At 46.6% G+C, this 15,983-nt stretch carries 12 protein-coding genes and 2 tRNA genes; 1 reads left to right on the top strand and 13 read right to left on the bottom strand.

Annotation, left to right across the window (positions count from 1 at the left end):
• Positions 1-17: 17 nt before the first annotated feature.
• The 11 genes from MHB82_RS08890 to leuB form a co-directional block, all read right to left on the bottom strand.
• Positions 18-88 (bottom strand) — tRNA-Gly (locus MHB82_RS08890).
• Between the two features lie 11 nt (positions 89-99).
• Positions 100-173, bottom strand: a tRNA-Pro gene (locus tag MHB82_RS08885).
• Positions 174-315: 142 nt separating this feature from the next.
• Positions 316-2,442 (bottom strand): bifunctional diguanylate cyclase/phosphodiesterase, encoded by a 2,127-nt coding sequence (locus MHB82_RS08880; RefSeq protein WP_095359115.1) that lies wholly within the window; start codon positions 2,440-2,442, stop codon positions 316-318.
• 376 nt (positions 2,443-2,818) lie between these two features.
• A complete protein-coding gene (locus MHB82_RS08875; RefSeq protein ID WP_095288318.1) occupies positions 2,819-3,775 on the bottom strand; it encodes an aldolase catalytic domain-containing protein in 957 nt (318 codons plus the stop codon).
• Positions 3,776-3,874: 99 nt separating this feature from the next.
• On the bottom strand, positions 3,875-5,185 hold the full coding sequence (locus MHB82_RS08870; RefSeq protein WP_341174481.1) for a DUF4129 domain-containing protein: 1,311 nt from the start codon (positions 5,183-5,185) through the stop codon (positions 3,875-3,877).
• A complete protein-coding gene (locus MHB82_RS08865) occupies positions 5,182-6,306 on the bottom strand; it encodes a DUF58 domain-containing protein (protein ID WP_095359117.1) in 1,125 nt (374 codons plus the stop codon). Before MHB82_RS08865 ends, MHB82_RS08870 begins: the two co-directional genes overlap by 4 nt.
• Before the next feature lie 2 nt (positions 6,307-6,308).
• Entirely contained in the window at positions 6,309-7,277 is a 969-nt protein-coding gene (locus tag MHB82_RS08860) for an AAA family ATPase (RefSeq protein ID WP_341174480.1), read from the bottom strand.
• Between the two features lie 124 nt (positions 7,278-7,401).
• Positions 7,402-8,505: an ATP-binding protein gene (locus tag MHB82_RS08855; RefSeq protein WP_095359119.1), complete on the bottom strand. Its 1,104-nt coding sequence runs from the start codon at positions 8,503-8,505 to the stop codon at positions 7,402-7,404.
• Between the two features lie 466 nt (positions 8,506-8,971).
• Positions 8,972-9,388 carry a hypothetical protein gene (locus MHB82_RS08850; RefSeq protein WP_024628323.1) on the bottom strand — a complete coding sequence of 139 codons (417 nt, stop codon included), beginning with the start codon at positions 9,386-9,388 and terminating at the stop codon, positions 8,972-8,974.
• 363 nt (positions 9,389-9,751) lie between these two features.
• Positions 9,752-10,291 carry a peroxiredoxin gene (locus MHB82_RS08845; protein ID WP_062320195.1) on the bottom strand — a complete coding sequence of 180 codons (540 nt, stop codon included), beginning with the start codon at positions 10,289-10,291 and terminating at the stop codon, positions 9,752-9,754.
• A gap of 287 nt (positions 10,292-10,578) precedes the next feature.
• Positions 10,579-11,664, bottom strand: coding sequence for a 3-isopropylmalate dehydrogenase (leuB, locus tag MHB82_RS08840; RefSeq protein WP_341174479.1), 1,086 nt, complete (start codon positions 11,662-11,664; stop codon positions 10,579-10,581).
• 216 nt (positions 11,665-11,880) lie between these two features.
• Here leuB and MHB82_RS08835 point away from each other — a divergent pair, with 216 nt between their 5' ends.
• On the top strand, positions 11,881-12,861 hold the full coding sequence (locus MHB82_RS08835) for an aldo/keto reductase (RefSeq protein WP_095359120.1): 981 nt from the start codon (positions 11,881-11,883) through the stop codon (positions 12,859-12,861).
• A 164-nt stretch (positions 12,862-13,025) separates the two neighbouring features.
• Here MHB82_RS08835 and MHB82_RS08830 read toward each other — a convergent pair whose 3' ends face one another.
• Positions 13,026-14,567, bottom strand: coding sequence for a 2-isopropylmalate synthase (locus MHB82_RS08830; RefSeq protein WP_341174478.1), 1,542 nt, complete (start codon positions 14,565-14,567; stop codon positions 13,026-13,028).
• 139 nt (positions 14,568-14,706) lie between these two features.
• Positions 14,707-15,699 (bottom strand): ketol-acid reductoisomerase, encoded by a 993-nt coding sequence (gene ilvC / locus MHB82_RS08825; RefSeq protein WP_095288327.1) that lies wholly within the window; start codon positions 15,697-15,699, stop codon positions 14,707-14,709.
• Between the last annotated feature and the right edge of the window lie 284 nt (positions 15,700-15,983).

The raw sequence follows: 15,983 nt of genomic DNA, 5'->3' as shown, positions 1-15,983 counted from the left end.
GAAGGTTTTCTAAGTTAAGCGGGTGATGGGAATCGAACCCACGCTATTAGCTTGGAAGGCTAAAGTTCTACCATTGAACTACACCCGCACGATTGACGATCGGGACGACACGATTTGAACATGCGACCCCCTGGTCCCAAACCAGGTGCTCTACCAAGCTGAGCTACGTCCCGTTAAGTTCCTAAGAATCTTAACACGGTTTTTACAAAAACTAATATAACACGTTCATCCGGTCCTTGCAACTTTTAATTCCCATTTTTTCCTTTTGGGTCACAAACGAAAAAGACAGAAGCGACTCCCGCTCCTGTCTAATGGCTATCCTGTAGGTTTATCCACATCACGTAAAAACCGCTTTTCGAAATCAGCCGCCACAATGGGTTTACTGAAAAAGTATCCCTGCGCTTCATGGCAATGCTGATCCCGAAGGAACACCAGCTGCGACTCGTTCTCCACTCCTTCGGCTGTCACCTTCAATTGCAGATGATGAGCCATGGACGTAATGGTGGAGACGATCGCTGCATTATTGCGATCCTCCATGACTTCGTTCACGAATGAACGGTCAATTTTGAGCCGGTCAATCGGCAGATCCTTCAGGTAATGCAGCGAACTGTATCCTGTTCCAAAATCATCAATACTGATTTGCACACCAATCTCTTTAATTTTGCGAAGTTGTTCAAACGCACGATCTTTGTCAAATGTCATACTTTCGGTAATCTCCAGTTCCAGCCAGTCCGGCTCCAATCCTGTTTCCCTCAGTATGCCGTTGATGTTATCCAGCAGATGGGAATGTCTGAATTGTCTCATCGAGAGATTGACAGACACACACAGTTTGCGGTATCCAGCTTCCTGCCATTGCTTGTTCTGCGCACATGCCTCCCGAAGCACCCACTCGCCCAGCGGCACAATTAGTCCGCTCTCTTCTGCCAGTGGGATAAACTCTGCAGGAGAAATTGCGCCGCGCTGCGGATGCTCCCAGCGTACCAGAGCCTCCATACCAACGATTAAACCACTTGCAATATTGATTTGTGGTTGATATACAAGATAAAACTGACCTCGATCCAGCGCTTTGCGCAGATCATTCTCCAGCTGCAGTCGTTCCTGTGCCTTCATCTGCATTGCATGAGCATACCGGTTCAATTCGATCCCCTGTTCCTTGGCGTTATGAAGCGCAGTATCCGCATTTTGAATGATTTCCTCGGGTGATCCCCCGTCATGGGGATATATGGCCATGCCAATTCCAACCGTTATATGATAGTCGTTGCCATCAACCATGACCGGCTTTTCAAACAGCTGCAAAATCGATCTTGTTCGGCGCAGAGCATTCTCTGTATTCCAGAAGTCCGTCATCGTGACCACGAACTCGTCCCGGCCAAGACCATACACTTCTTCGCCCGGCAGAGACGATTGCTTCAGACGCTGCCCCACTTGACGAAGAACACGGTTTGCAGCCTGCTGACCGAGGGAGTCGTTAATCGTTTTGAACCGGTTGATATTCAAAACGAGTACGCCGACGAGCTCGTCCTGTTTCACTGCTTCATCCATCAATCTTTTGAGTCTCTGGGAAAGACGGCGGCGATTTGGCAGACCCGTTACATCGTCATGATGAGCAATATAGTTCATTTTGGCTTCAGCAGCCTGCTGCTTCAGAAACGGGGTATCCACTACCGTTGTATATAGTCCTTTTTGTACAAAGAAATATCCTAGGCAATTCATCCACAATGCAAATAACAGATTCAAGTCGCTGACCTGCGTTGCAGAAATCAAGTAGCACTCTCCGTAGAAGAAGCACAGGGCTCCACACAGAATAGAAGGCAAATCTCCCTCTTTCCCCTTCTTCCATTTCAAAAACAACACAAATGCGGTGATCCCGTAAAGAAGACCGACCAAGAAGTGAATTTTCATAAACGTTTCGCTTAACACTTCTTGCTGAGTTAATTTGGGCAGCCAGCTCCATTCCTGAATACCCGCTGTGTACAACAGGACAAACGTACCCAGCGTTCCGCTAAATAGTAAAAATTTACGCGGTAACGCAACTTCTTTTTCTCTCACTGCATAAATAAGCAATAAACCCACTGCACAGACCACGGAGCCCAGCGTCATCATTTTGAGCGAAAATTCCGATTCCAACATCGCGCCACTCGGCATCTCTTCCGCATATGAAACGATATGAATTAATTCAAACAGGCCAATCAATAAAAAAAGCGTTGTAATCATGATTCTGCGCAGGGTTAACTTTTGGGTCTGGAACAACCAGCTTTGGTTGTAAATCCCGATACAGGCTGCAGCTGCAACGAATCCGCCAAGTAGCGTCAGCACAGGGTATCCGGATATGATTAGATCAGAGCTTGCAGAGGAACGGTACCATTGACTTACGAGGAAACATAATAAGCCGCCTAGTGCGACCCAACTTACTTTTCTCTGATCTTGCGAATTTGCCTTCATGCCTTGTTTTTCCTTCCCGGGATCACCTATCCTGAATAACCTTTAGCCCTCACCTGTGACGTTCAGGTTTGAAAACTTTCATTATTACACCATTCGACAATAAATATTTACCAACGTTCAATTCACATGCCAATACATGCTATCTGGTACATAATAACATTTAATTCTACGGACGTGAACTAAAAAATAGTTGAAAATAGGAATATGTATTCATAGCCACGTAGAAAAACAAGGCACTAAGAACTAAAAAAACATGAATCTCCAATTGGAGTCCATGTCCCTTTAGTTTGCAACAGCATATCAGACTATTTTCCATACAAAGTGCATTGCGGGGAATCTGATACGTGACCGTTGCTTTTATGATGTTTACCAAAAATTATTTATCAAAATTCACTTCAGGCGTTGTCAATTTATCATAGAAATCCACGACGTTATCCTTCTCGGCTGACGAACGCAGGGCCATTGCCGAACGCGGATGCTCGTCGAGTGCTCCTGTGATCATATATGGCAGGATGTAGCCCCATTCTTCTTTTTCGCGAAGAGGAACCATCAATTGTTCCAATACGCCAAGTACCGGACGCAAGTTATATTTCGTGCCCTTCAGATGCGCCACAAGAAGTTCAGTCGGGCAATTACCTGCTGCACGGCCCATACCATATACGGAAGCATCCAGTAGTTCAACGCCAAGCTCTGCAGCCACAAGCGTATTGGAGAATGCAAGCTGCATGTTATTGTGAGTGTGAACACCGAGACGTTTGTTTGGCAGATGGGTTTTGAACTTTTCAACAAGGTACTTCACGTCGTTATGGTCAAGACTGCCATAAGAGTCAACGATGTACACAACGTCTACGGAGCTCTCTTTAATCAATTCAAAGGCTTCGAGCAATTCGTTCTCCATGACATTGGACAGAGCCATAATGTTCAGTGTTGTTTCATATCCACGATCATGGAATGTTTGAACAAGTGCCAAAGCCTTGTCCACATCTTTGCTGTAGCAGGCTACACGGATCAGATCCAGCATGCTCTCACTGCGCGGCAAAATGTCATTCTCGTCCACACGTCCGACGTCAACCAGAGCAGACAATTTGGTATTTCCTTTTTGCGGGATCACTTTGCGCAGGAAGTCATCATTCAGGAAACGCCATGGTCCTGCTTCTTCGGCACCTTTCAGCAGTTTCGGCGAGTTTTTATAACCGATTTCCATATAATCAACGCCTGCCTCATTCAATCCAGCATATAGCTGTTGAACGAAGTCCACGCTAAAGTCCCAATTATTTACCAATCCACCATCACGAATGGTGCAATCTACAATTTTGCAATGATTTGTCTTCATTTGTCTGCTCCTTTTCTGACCAACTTGTGTATTCCTCTCATGATACTTGAACGTGACTTGAAAAGTAAAGGGATAAACACGTTATTGGGTCTAATGGTTCTATCGGGACTTCCAGTTCCGATCAATCTCGGACATTTCGGAAGGATTCGGAGCTTTTTTGCCATAACGAACCACGTTATATGTCCTTGTTAACATGTCGGAAAATCTCTGCGTATCTTGCTTGTCTGAAGAAGACTTATGATGAAGGATCTTTTCTGCTGCTTCCAGTGGAGTCTGTGCAGCTTCAATTTCCACCCCTTGCTGTCTGGCTTGATCTATCCATTTTCTGTAGTAGTAACGTACACGCTCCGCCTCCTGTGAGGGAGGTGTTTCTTTTTTCCGGAACCATGGTTTGCGTGGTCTCACGGGTGTTTCCAGCGTTTCACTAATATCGATGTATTCGGTCCGCGGCTCGGCCCTACGCTCCCTGGGTTCCATCATCCCCCTCAATCGGTCCATAAGACGGTTTATAGTCTTTCTTCCCAATCTGAATATAAGCCATAGAATCAGCGCAGCAGAAGCACCTAGAACGAACCATCCCAGCATGTCCCAGAAAACAGATGGTTCTGACTGCTCTGTCACTCTGCCTGGAAGCTTTGATGGGTCAATACCAGAGTCTGGTGTCATGGGCAGCTGCGGATCGGAAGACGGGCCTATTAATCCTCTGATCCATGCGAGCAGACGATCCCGCAGTGGAGCGAGCCAGGCGGCTAGACTGGGAAATGCTCCGATACCTGCAATGATTAACAACATCCATATTAAACGCTGATGATTCGCTCTGTTGAATTCCCGAAGCACAATCTTTCTCTTGCCATCATTTAATACGGCTCTATCCAGCTGTGAACTGTAGACATTAAGGAGACAAGCAACAAAACTGATGAAGCCTGCTGCATATAATGTTCCTCCATAGGTCTGCAAAGGGAATAAGGGCTCGAACCAACGCGAGAAGATACCTCCTATAATAGATCCGACAACGCCGAAGACCTGCCATCTCCACATCAAGGTGGAGCGAAGCGATGGTTCTGGCGCCAATCCTACAAAAGCTGATAACGCCCCCCACAGAAGAGCTGTGATTAATTCCGGTCCCGTAAATCCGTTTATCCAAGCGACGATAAGGGATACAACCACCCCCAGGAGCAGAGCTCCAACTAGCCGAAGCCACATACGGGTTCCTAATCCTTGAAACCTGTGGCCCAGCAGCACGCCAATGCCGCTTGTCAGAGCATAGATAATCAGCAGAAAATAAGGAAAATGACCGTTTGCATAGAATGAAGTAAGGGTCAACAAGGGAAACACATAAACGCCAATTAGCAGTATCGCGAGCAGAGACATCCCTAGTCTGGATTTACTTTCCCAAGTCGGATCACTCATGCACTCACCGCCTTGTTGTTCTTCGTACCGATGTGATCTGCCTCCACAGGCAGAATGGTTACTCGGTGTCCCTGTTCATGCAGGCGAGCAATCTCATGCTCCATGGCAGTAGAAACGTACGATGTAATTAAAAGATAGCTTCGTGCCTGATGAGCTTCCTCATTGCGCTTCACTTCATCATTCAGGAACTGTTCCATGGGAACCATGCATTTCAACTCGGTTTCAGCCATTGCCTCCAAAAGAAGCTCCAGATGCGGACTGCCATAATCAGGTTCAATTCGAAGCGGATCACGCCCGCCATTCACCCGATAGCCGTTATGAGCGAATCCGGCAGGGAGTCCTCTGCCAATCGCATCGGCTGCAGCCGTTGCTGCATAGCTCAGTGCACGCTCAATCGGCTCAGGTCGGGTTACTACACTCCACATATCCTCCGACTCCTGAATATTCACAATAATCCATGACTGTGGATCCGCTGTCCAGCCTTGCTTGTATACCTGCAGCTCGCCTGTACGTGCGCTTGCTTTCCAATGAATTCGGTTCATGGGATCGCCTGCTCCGTAAGGACGTACGCCAAGAATAAGAAATGGATCCTCCACGATCCAGCGGGATACCTCTACCTCCCCCTGCCACACCTGATAAATAGCAGGCAGATCTTCAGCAGCGACCAGCGAAGGATATACGATCATGGACAGATGAACAGGGATCGGTTGGGTACTGCGCCAGACGCCAAACAGATCTCCACCTGTCATGGTCACCGTATTCAACGTGTAGATACCACGTTTACTGCACATAATCGGATGCTTGCGTGTAATTCTCGTAAATGGTTTCAAAGTAAATATACTTTTGTGATTCTGGTAGATATCGCCCTGGCTGATATCCATGCCTGAACCACTGCGAAATACAAAGGATCCGGGCATCATTGCCTCAAGTCTCAGCCAGGGGACTGTGACCCGCTTCTCGTTCGCTATCGTCTCCACCATCTCAAGCTCATCGCCTGCGTAACAGCGCAGTTTGCTGAATTCACGTGTATACTTCAGCCTTCGTAATGCCGGGCGTCCAAACCATACACCTTGTAGGCCAATGATAATGCCTCCTACAATGACAAGCCATAATAGTGCCATAATTACCGTCCACTGCCGGTGCCAATGCTCTCCGTTGGCACCTCTGCCTGGCTCAGAATCTCATGAATGATCCGTTCCGCAGCGCCTTCCTGTTGCCTCACCCTGTTACGGAATACAAGTCGGTGAGCCAGTACAGATTCAGCCAGAACCTTGATGTCATCTGGTAGAACGTAATCCCTGCCATGCAATGCTGCCCAGGCCTGACACGCCTTCAGTAAGGCTTGCGCTCCCCTCGGACTAACACCAAGCGAAAGCTCAGGATGTCTACGTGTCTCTTCTGCAAGACGAATCATGTATTTAAGCAGGTCTTCTTCGACCTGGACGGACTGGTATGTACGCTGCGCCTCAAGAAGCTGCTCACGACTTAAAATGGATGTAAGATCGTTAACCGAACGACCCGCTACAGTCCTTCTCAGAATCTCTACACTTTCATCACTGCTTGGATAACCCATGCGAATCTTCATCATGAATCGATCCATTTGAGCCTCAGGCAGCGGAAAGGTCCCCTGATTATCAATTGGGTTCTGGGTTGCTATTACGATGAATGGACGTTCCAGCTGTCTCGTTGAACCATCAATACTGATCTGTCGCTCTTCCATGCATTCCAGCAAGCTTGATTGGGTTCGCGGTGTAGCACGATTGATCTCGTCAGCCAGCACAAGGTTCGCGAACAACGGACCGGCTCTGAATTCGAAATCACCAGACTTTTGATTGTAGAAATGAATTCCCGTCAGATCAGACGGCAGCAAGTCAGGGGTGAATTGTATGCGTTGAAACGTACAATCCAACGATGAAGCTACCGATTTGGCCAGCATTGTTTTTCCTGTACCTGGTACGTCCTCAAGCAATACATGTCCTGAAGCGATAACTGCGGTCATGATCAGTTCTATGGTTCGCTCCTTGCCTACAATCACCTGTCCCACATGATTCGTCAGATTTTTATTCATCTGTTCCATTTCCTGAATATTCATCATGCACCTTCCTTTCGCAAGCTATGAATATGTATCCGCATTCATTCTAACTATAACCCATAATGCTTCCAAAAAAAAACAAAAGGAATCGGCCAACATGCCGATTCCTGCTCATCCTGCACTATTACACTAATGGGAGCATAATCATAAACCGGGTGCCTTCACCCTTTTTACTGTCAACCGAGATTGTGCCCCCGTGGTTTTTGATGATGCGATAACTTACCGAAAGACCCAGTCCTGTCCCGCTCTCTTTTGTCGTGAAAAATGGATCGAACAAACGTACAAGCGTGTTGTGGTCCATACCCTGACCGTTATCCGTTATGGAGATCTGCACATACTTGTTCTCGGTTTCAGTGGAGATTCGTATGAGACCTGTATGCTCTTCGCCTACGCCATCGATGGCATCCATTGCATTTTTCACCATATTCAGAATAACCTGCTTAATCTGCTTAACATCAATGGAGACGTTCATCGGCGAGTCTGCTTTATCTAGGGTAATCTCGCACCCTTTCATCAAGCCTTCGCTTTCCGTTAGTAAGACCACCTCTTTGAGTAAGGAATCCACCGACATAATGGTCTTCTGCGGTGCTGACGGTTTGGAGGAATTCAGGAATTCATAAATAATATCGTTCGCCCTGTCAATCTCCGTCAATATGATCCTGGCGTATTCATCTTTCCCTAATTGCAGCAAATGTGGGCGCAGCAGCTGTATAAACCCGCGGATCGCTGTCAAAGGATTGCGTATTTCATGCGCGATAGATGCTGAAATGCGTCCCAGCATGGCAAGCTTGTCATTCTGATAAGCAGTCTGTTCTATTTGTTTATAATCAGATACGTCCTTGACACTGAACAAAAAATCTCCATCCATCTGATCTCCGTAGGTTACTGTGACCAGCCAGTGTCTGCCATACTCATCAATCAGTTCATGATAGCGCTTACGGTGAAAGATGGTCTCCCGGTAGATACGTAAAATTTTCTTTTTCTTGAATCGGCTCATCTGTGGATGATGCAGCATTTGCATCAGGGTGCAGCCGCTCAACAGACTTCTGGGAAGCTCCAACAATTTTGCCATTTGAACGTTAATAAACGTCAATACACCGTTGCTGTCAAACAACATAATACCGCTATCCAAATGCTCCAGAACATTTTCATATTTGTTGTAATCCAGATGTACAGGCGGGAAACTGTTCGTTGGGTGAGGCGCTGTATCCTGAAATTCACTAATCATGACAGGTTCCTCCTTTTCACGTAAATGATAAACTTGCCATTCGGACATCATATCATCACAGAAACAGGAAGGGCCGATTTATTTTTCATTACCGGTGCCCTTTCGTTGGGGGGCTGAGCCGAAAATATGGATGGCACGTCCGGAACCTTAGCTGGTCTATTCCCGGTAACCAACAATTGATCCGGAAAATAATATAAGTTTGTTTGTTCCATTCAAAACCTTCTCCTATTTCCAAACACGAACATTTTATTTGCTCCGCCTCTTTTGCAAGTCTGTTTTTATCATAGACAAGTTTATAGAAGAGAGTCAATCAGAGAAAGTGTCGAATGGAAATTATTTTAAGAAAAACCTCGAAATACCCGATTTTCAAAACACAAAAACGAAGCCTTTTCGCAAATATCGCGAATCAGCTTCGTTCATATCCAAATGATTACATAACAATATAGAGCATAGCAATCAAATTAATCTATAGTCCGCTTTTATTGTGCTGAATTTTTAGTCTGCGCTGGCTCATTACGGCTAATCGGCGTTTGAGTTCGCTCTCCCACTTCTCATCCTTCATTTCCTTGGCCAGTCTCAGGAGATCAAGTGACATGTCAATTTGTCGCTGAACAATGACCATCGCATCTTCGCTCTCGCGGTTGACGCAATTTTCGAAGATTGCATCCTCATCCTCCGTCACGTAATCCTGAAAATCAATCTCGGAAGCTCCGTCGCCATGCGCATATTCAGCCAAAATTTCATATTCATTTTCCACTTTGTAATGCACTTCTACCCGGTGGCATACCGGACAAAACAGCAGGGGAACATTATGAACCTGGGTGCGGTAATGCTTCAGCGTGCCCTTTGTTCCCACCATACTTGCCCCACAACAGTAACTCATTTTTGTTCACCCTCCTTATTACGTGCCGGGACCTTTTAATTTAGAGATGGTCTTCCTAGCACCTGCAGCTTTTCTAAAAAAGAAGTTGTTCCATCAGTGTATCTCATTCATTACCATATTATCATGGTGATGTCCCGAAAATATTTACGGGGTTTCCATACCCTATTCGCCTCAAAGGCCTTCAATTCCTCTTTCGGGAGATGTAAAAACCTCTCATTCCTATAATACTTCATTAACACGTTTCTTGCCCTGTCTAAACACCCTAATCCAACTTCCAAATTATATTTGGGAAAAAGGGTGCAAAAAGCCCTCAATCCCGAATGGGATGAGGGCTTGAACCACAAACGTTCAAGTTAATCAGGCTTACAGGTTGCTGTCGCCTGGTTTCCAGTTCATTGCACACAATCCGCCGGATTGCAGTGCTTGCAGTACGCGAAGTGTTTCTTCAACACTGCGGCCTACATCGTTGTGGTTAACCACTTGGTATTTCAATTCGCCTTCTGGATCGATGATGAACAGACCGCGCAATGCAACGCCTTCTTCTTCGATCAGAACGCCGTAATCTTTAGCCACTTGCTTCGTGATGTCGGAAGCCAGTGGGAAGTTCAATTGACCCAAGCCATTGCTGTCTTTAGGTGTATTGATCCACGCTTTGTGGCTGTGTACGGAGTCAACGCTCACGCCAAGAATTTCAGTATCCAAAGCTTTGAATTGCTCGGAAGCATCGCTCAAAGCTGTAATTTCAGTTGGGCACACAAATGTGAAGTCCAAAGGATAAAAGAAGAATACGAGCCATTTGCCACGGTAATCGGACAATTTAACGGAACCAAAATCTTGTCCGTCTCCCGATACTGTTTCCATTGCGAAATCTGGTGCTGGTCTACCAACCAAACGTTCTGCCATAACTAAAAATTCCTCCTTTGGGATTATGTAAGCATCCATATGGATTGCTCATCATCAAGAAAAGCGCGGACGCTTTTCCTGTTATTAAAATGGTTTGATACTTGATAACAAGTACAAGTAAAATGTTATCATCCGGACTTCTCAAAGTCAAGATTATAAACGTTATTTTTTTATAATAATTATAAATAAGAAATTTTCGTGCCAAAATCTAAAGTCCAACATATAAAGGAACAGCCCTCAATCTCTCCTATTGGAAAGCTAAGGGCTGCCCGATCATGATGTCTAAATTATGCCTGTTTACGGATCGCTGCAACGATCAGATCGCCCATTTCCGTAGTACTGATGGCTTTGCTCTTATCTACAGCAATATCACTTGTACGGTGTCCTGCATTCAACACTTCAGCTACAGCAGCTTCAATGGCATCCGCACCTTCTGCATAACCAAAGGTTGTACGGAACATAAGTGCAACGGACAGAATCGTAGCAATTGGATTTGCCAATCCTTGACCAGCGATATCCGGTGCCGAACCGTGTACCGGCTCATACAAGCCGAAGCTTCCTTCGCCCAGTGATGCAGAGGCCAGCATGCCGATTGAACCTGTCAGCATTGCTGCTTCATCACTCAAGATATCTCCGAACATATTTTCCGTTACGATGACGTCAAAGCTGGCTGGACGACGCAGCAGCTGCATCGCACAGTTGTCAACGAGAACGTGCTCCACTTCAACATCCGGATATTCCGGTGCTACCCGGTTTACCACTTCACGCCATAGTCTAGATGTCTCCAGTACATTGGCTTTATCCACAGAAGCGAGTTTTTTGCGGCGTCCTTGAGCAATTCCGAATGCTTGACGAACAATCCGCTCTACTTCGGTTACATTATATACACAGGTATCCACAGCTTCTTGCCCCTGTGAGCCTTCACGTCTGAATTTTTCACCAAAGTAAATGCCTCCGGTCAGCTCCCGAACCACCATTAGGTCCGTGCCTTCCAGTACTTCAGGTTTCAATGTGGATGCATCCTTCAAGCAGTCAAACACAACTGCCGGGCGCAAGTTGGAGAACAATCCGAGCGCTTTGCGAATTCCCAGCAAGCCCGTTTCCGGACGGAGTTCCTTGCTGTTGTTGTCCCATTTCGGACCGCCAACGGCTCCGAGCAACACTGCATCCGCACTTTTGCATACGGTGAGTGTTTCCTCTGGAAGAGGTGTGCCTTTTTCATCGATCGCAATTCCGCCAAACAGTGCGTGCTCGGTTTCAAAACGATAACCGAATACTTCCTCCGTACGTTTAAGTACTCTCTCTGCTTCCGCTACAACTTCCGGACCGATACCGTCACCTGCGATGACTGCAATTTTTTTTACGTCTGTCATGGGTTGTCCAACTCCTTCATTCATTCTCAATCGAACGTGTCATACTTAACTCTCTCTTTTGTATCATATTCAGTGGTCATTTGACCAAGATATACAATCTATGACTTTAATAGATTTTACCTATAAGAGGTTTGGAGGGCTGTTGTTCTGCTCGTCAGACTGGAGTAAAATAATACGTGAAGTCAAATTCAGGTAACTCAGGAGGGATTGCAAACCATGCAATACACGTACTTGGGAAAATCAGGTCTTAAAGTAAGCCGGATTTGTCTCGGCACCATGAATTTTGGGCCCGCTACAGACGAAAAAGAAGCATTCCGTATCATGGATGCAGCACTCGATGCTGGTGTTAACTTTTTTGATACCGCTAACATTTATGGTTGGGGTGAAAATTCCGGCCTTACCGAGGAAATTATCGGTCGCTGGTTCAGCCAGGGTGGCGGCAGACGTGAAAAAGTGGTGCTTGCAACCAAGGTGTATGGTTCCATGCATGATGAAACGGATGGTCCCAACAACGATGCTGGTCTCTCTGCCTATAAAATCAGACGTCATCTGGAAGGTTCCCTTCGCCGCTTGCAGACAGACCATGTAGAGCTATATCAAATGCACCACGTGGACCCGGCGGTTTCCTGGGACGAGCTATGGGGGGCATTCGAAAATGCTGTCCATCAAGGCAAAATTGGTTATGTCGGATCAAGCAACTTCGCTGCATGGCAGATTGCCATTGCTCAAAGCGAAGCCAAAAACCGCCATTTCCTCGGTTTGGTGTCCGAGCAGCATAAATACAGTCTTAACTGTCGTTTGCCTGAACTCGAAGTGCTGCCTGCAGCCAAAGAGCTGGGCCTCGGCGTGATTCCATGGAGCCCACTTGATGGTGGCTTACTGGGTCGAAATGCACTTCAGAAGCTGGAAGGCACACGCAGCGGCGGCATCGCGGAACGTATTGAACATCATAAAACCCAGCTTGAAGAATTTGCAGCACTGTGCCGCGATCTAGGTGAACCACAGGATACGATTGCTTTGGCTTGGGTTGCAGCCAATCCAGCAGTGACCGCACCAATCATCGGTCCCCGTACGCTGGAGCAGTTCGAGACTGCACTTAAATGTCTTGAAGTCACATTGGATGAAGCGGTACTTAAACGTCTTGATGAGATATTCCCAGGTCCTGGTGGACATGCCCCTAACGCGTATGCGTGGTAATCTGCTCTAATTGCAATTTTCCAGATCCGTCCTACTTGATAAACATATCATTCAAGCTATAGCAAAAAGTCTGACCTTAGATCCATACCTAGGGTCAGACTTTTTTTAGCTTGCTCAACAAACAGCAGTACTGTTCAAGTGCTTTGGATGTGTGCTGCGTCTGTTTACAGATTCACGTTGACACGGTTGGTGTATGTTTTACGTTTCTCAATCAGCTGGTTAAGGCCATCCACATAAGCACGTGCACTTGCACCCAAAATATCAGTGCTTACACCGCGTCCCTGAACGGAAACCTGGTTTTGTGTCAATACAACATGAACCTCACCGAGTGCATCTTTACCATGTGTAACGGACTTGATGGAGTAATCGGACAGCGTAACTTCTTCCCCGCTCACCTTGTCAATTGCATTGTAAATGGCATCAACGGAACCATTACCTTCCGCTTGCTGTTCAACGGTGTTACCGTCAAGCGTAGCAATACGGACTTTGGCTGTAGGAGTTGATTCATCCCCATACGTCACGAAGATGGACTCCAGTTTGTACACCTCAGGTGCATCCTGCAACTTCTCTTCGATCACGGCGAGCAAATCCTCATCAGTGACTTCTTTTTTCTTGTCCGCCAGATCTTTGAATTGGGCAAAAGCACGATTCAGTGCTTCTTCATCCAGTTCATAACCCAGCTCAATCAAGCGCTCACGGAACGCGTGGCGTCCAGAGTGCTTACCCAGTACGAGCTTGCTTTCCTTCAGTCCAATCGTCTCTGGTGTCATGATCTCGTACGTTGTTTTTTCTTTCAGCATGCCATCCTGATGAATACCGGATTCATGTGCGAAGGCATTCGCACCAACAATGGCTTTGTTTCCTGGAACAACCATTCCTGTCAAACGGCTAACGAGCCGGCTGGTACGTGCAATTTCCGAAAGCTGCAGAGAAGTTTTTGCCTGGAAGAATTCCTGACGTGTCTCCAGTGCCATGGCAATCTCTTCGATTGCCGTATTTCCTGCACGTTCACCGATTCCGTTAATCGTACCTTCGATCTGATCTGCACCGTTCAAAATGGCAGCCAGTGTATTGGCGGTTGCCATACCCAGGTCATTGTGACAATGTGCGCTAAGCTGCACTTTTTCAATACCATGAACATTCTCTTTGAGATGCTTGAAAATGTTACCGTACTCATAAGGACTCAGATACCCTACTGTATCCGGAATGTTAACTACCGAAGCGCCTTCCTCTACGGCCATGTTCACCATTTCAACGAGGAAGTCATACTCAGTACGGCCTGCATCTTCAAGAGAAAACTCAATTTTGGAAAATGACTTCTTCGCATAACGAATAGCAGAACGAGCTGTATCCAGCACCTGCGCTTTGTCCATGCGCAATTTATGCTCGCGGTGAATCGGTGAAGTTGCCAAAAATACGTGAATGCACGGGTCCTGTGCACCTTTCAGCGCTTCTCTAACCGCATCAATATCCTGCTCTCTGGAGCGGGACAAGCCGATAACCGTAATATTTTTAACCGCTTTCGCTACTGCATTTACCGCTGCCAGATCGCCTGGAGATGCTGCCGGAAAGCCGGCTTCCATCCGGTCAATCCCAAGCCGCTCGAGCTGATGGGCAATTTCCACCTTTTCACGAGTGTTCAAATTGACTCCCGGGGATTGTTCTCCATCACGCAGCGTTGTGTCGAATACATAGATTTTACGCACGCCTCGCACCTCCTAGACTGTAATGTATGTTTGCCTCTAAACCAGCAATAGCGGCACACGCATAAGCACGGCCGCTATTTCCGGTTAAAGCTGTAAAATTGCTTATCTTAAAAGTGCATGAACCTCTAAGTGCAAATGCTTACTTCTTGATCCAGTGCATCATCTCACGCAATTGTCCGCCAACCACTTCGATTGGGTGTTCAGCTTCGTTGCGACGAGTTGCTGTCAGGAACGCACGACCGGATTGGTTTTCCAGGATGAAGTCACGTGCGAATTTACCTTGTTGGATATCGGAAAGGACTTCTTTCATCGCTTTCTTCGTATCTTCAGTTACAACGCGAGGTCCAGTTACATAGTCACCGTACTCGGCTGTGTTACTGATGGAATCACGCATGCTTGCAAGTCCGCCTTCATACATCAGGTCAACGATCAGTTTCAATTCGTGCAGACACTCGAAGTACGCCATTTCAGGAGCATAACCAGCTTCTGTCAACGTTTCGAAACCAGCTTTTACCAGGGCACTTACACCGCCACACAGAACAGCTTGTTCACCGAACAGGTCTGTTTCTGTTTCTTCGCGGAAGGATGTTTCGATAACGCCTGCACGTGTGCAGCCAATACCTTTTGCATATGCAAGACCGATGTCTTTTGCTTTACCTGTTGCATCTTGCTCGATCGCGATCAGGCCCGGTACACCGAATCCTTCCACGTAGGTACGACGTACCATGTGGCCAGGGGACTTAGGAGCTACCAGCAGAACATCGCTGTCTTTTGGAGCAACGATTTGACCGAAATGAACGTTGAAACCGTGGGAGAAGAGCAATGCTGCGCCTTTTTTCAGGTTAGGTTCGATTTCGTTTTTGTATACAGAAGCTTGCGTTTCGTCAGGGAGCAAGATTTGAACCACATCTGCACGGCTAGTTGCTTCAGCCGGAGACAATACTTCAAATCCGTCATTTTTTGCAGTGTCAAACGATTTACCTTCACGAAGTCCGATGACTACATTCAAACCGCTATCACGCAAGTTTTGTGCTTGGGCGTGGCCCTGGCTACCGTAACCAATTACGGCAATCGTTTTTCCTTTCAATACGCTAAGCTCTGCATCCTGTTCATAATAAGTAGTTACTGGCATGTTTATAAGTCCTCCTTTGTATTGTAAAGAACCCTTCATTAATGAGCGGGTGTCTCAATGGACCGGCATGCTGGCTGTTCCAGCAACTCTGGTCTGATCCGATCCGTTCAGACACCCGCCCTTTAATGCGGGTGTGTAGCTCTCTTTTCAAGCGTTACATCACTAAAATGTTGAATTGCAGCAGATGCAGGATCACGATGTCATTCAAGGATCACCTGCAGTCTGTTGTACTGCTTCTTCTCGTATCCTTCGTTGCTTACCCGATATGCATATTAGACCATAGA

The organism is Paenibacillus sp. FSL K6-2862, from assembly GCF_038005125.1.
Taxonomy (GTDB): domain Bacteria; phylum Bacillota; class Bacilli; order Paenibacillales; family Paenibacillaceae; genus Paenibacillus; species Paenibacillus illinoisensis_A.
This window is presented reverse-complemented; position numbering and strand designations above follow the sequence as displayed.

Coding starts and splice junctions, on each gene's coding strand:
- leuB (WP_341174479.1), bottom strand. CDS start 11,664: ATGACAGACGTAAAAAAAATTGCAGTCATCGCAGGTGACGGTATCGGT.
- MHB82_RS08850 (WP_024628323.1), bottom strand. CDS start 9,388: ATGAGTTACTGTTGTGGGGCAAGTATGGTGGGAACAAAGGGCACGCTG.
- MHB82_RS08835 (WP_095359120.1), top strand. CDS start 11,881: ATGCAATACACGTACTTGGGAAAATCAGGTCTTAAAGTAAGCCGGATT.
- MHB82_RS08860 (WP_341174480.1), bottom strand. CDS start 7,277: ATGAATATTCAGGAAATGGAACAGATGAATAAAAATCTGACGAATCAT.
- MHB82_RS08875 (WP_095288318.1), bottom strand. CDS start 3,775: ATGAAGACAAATCATTGCAAAATTGTAGATTGCACCATTCGTGATGGT.
- MHB82_RS08865 (WP_095359117.1), bottom strand. CDS start 6,306: ATGGCACTATTATGGCTTGTCATTGTAGGAGGCATTATCATTGGCCTA.
- MHB82_RS08870 (WP_341174481.1), bottom strand. CDS start 5,185: ATGAGTGATCCGACTTGGGAAAGTAAATCCAGACTAGGGATGTCTCTG.
- ilvC (WP_095288327.1), bottom strand. CDS start 15,699: ATGCCAGTAACTACTTATTATGAACAGGATGCAGAGCTTAGCGTATTG.
- MHB82_RS08880 (WP_095359115.1), bottom strand. CDS start 2,442: ATGAAGGCAAATTCGCAAGATCAGAGAAAAGTAAGTTGGGTCGCACTA.
- MHB82_RS08855 (WP_095359119.1), bottom strand. CDS start 8,505: ATGATTAGTGAATTTCAGGATACAGCGCCTCACCCAACGAACAGTTTC.
- MHB82_RS08845 (WP_062320195.1), bottom strand. CDS start 10,291: ATGGCAGAACGTTTGGTTGGTAGACCAGCACCAGATTTCGCAATGGAA.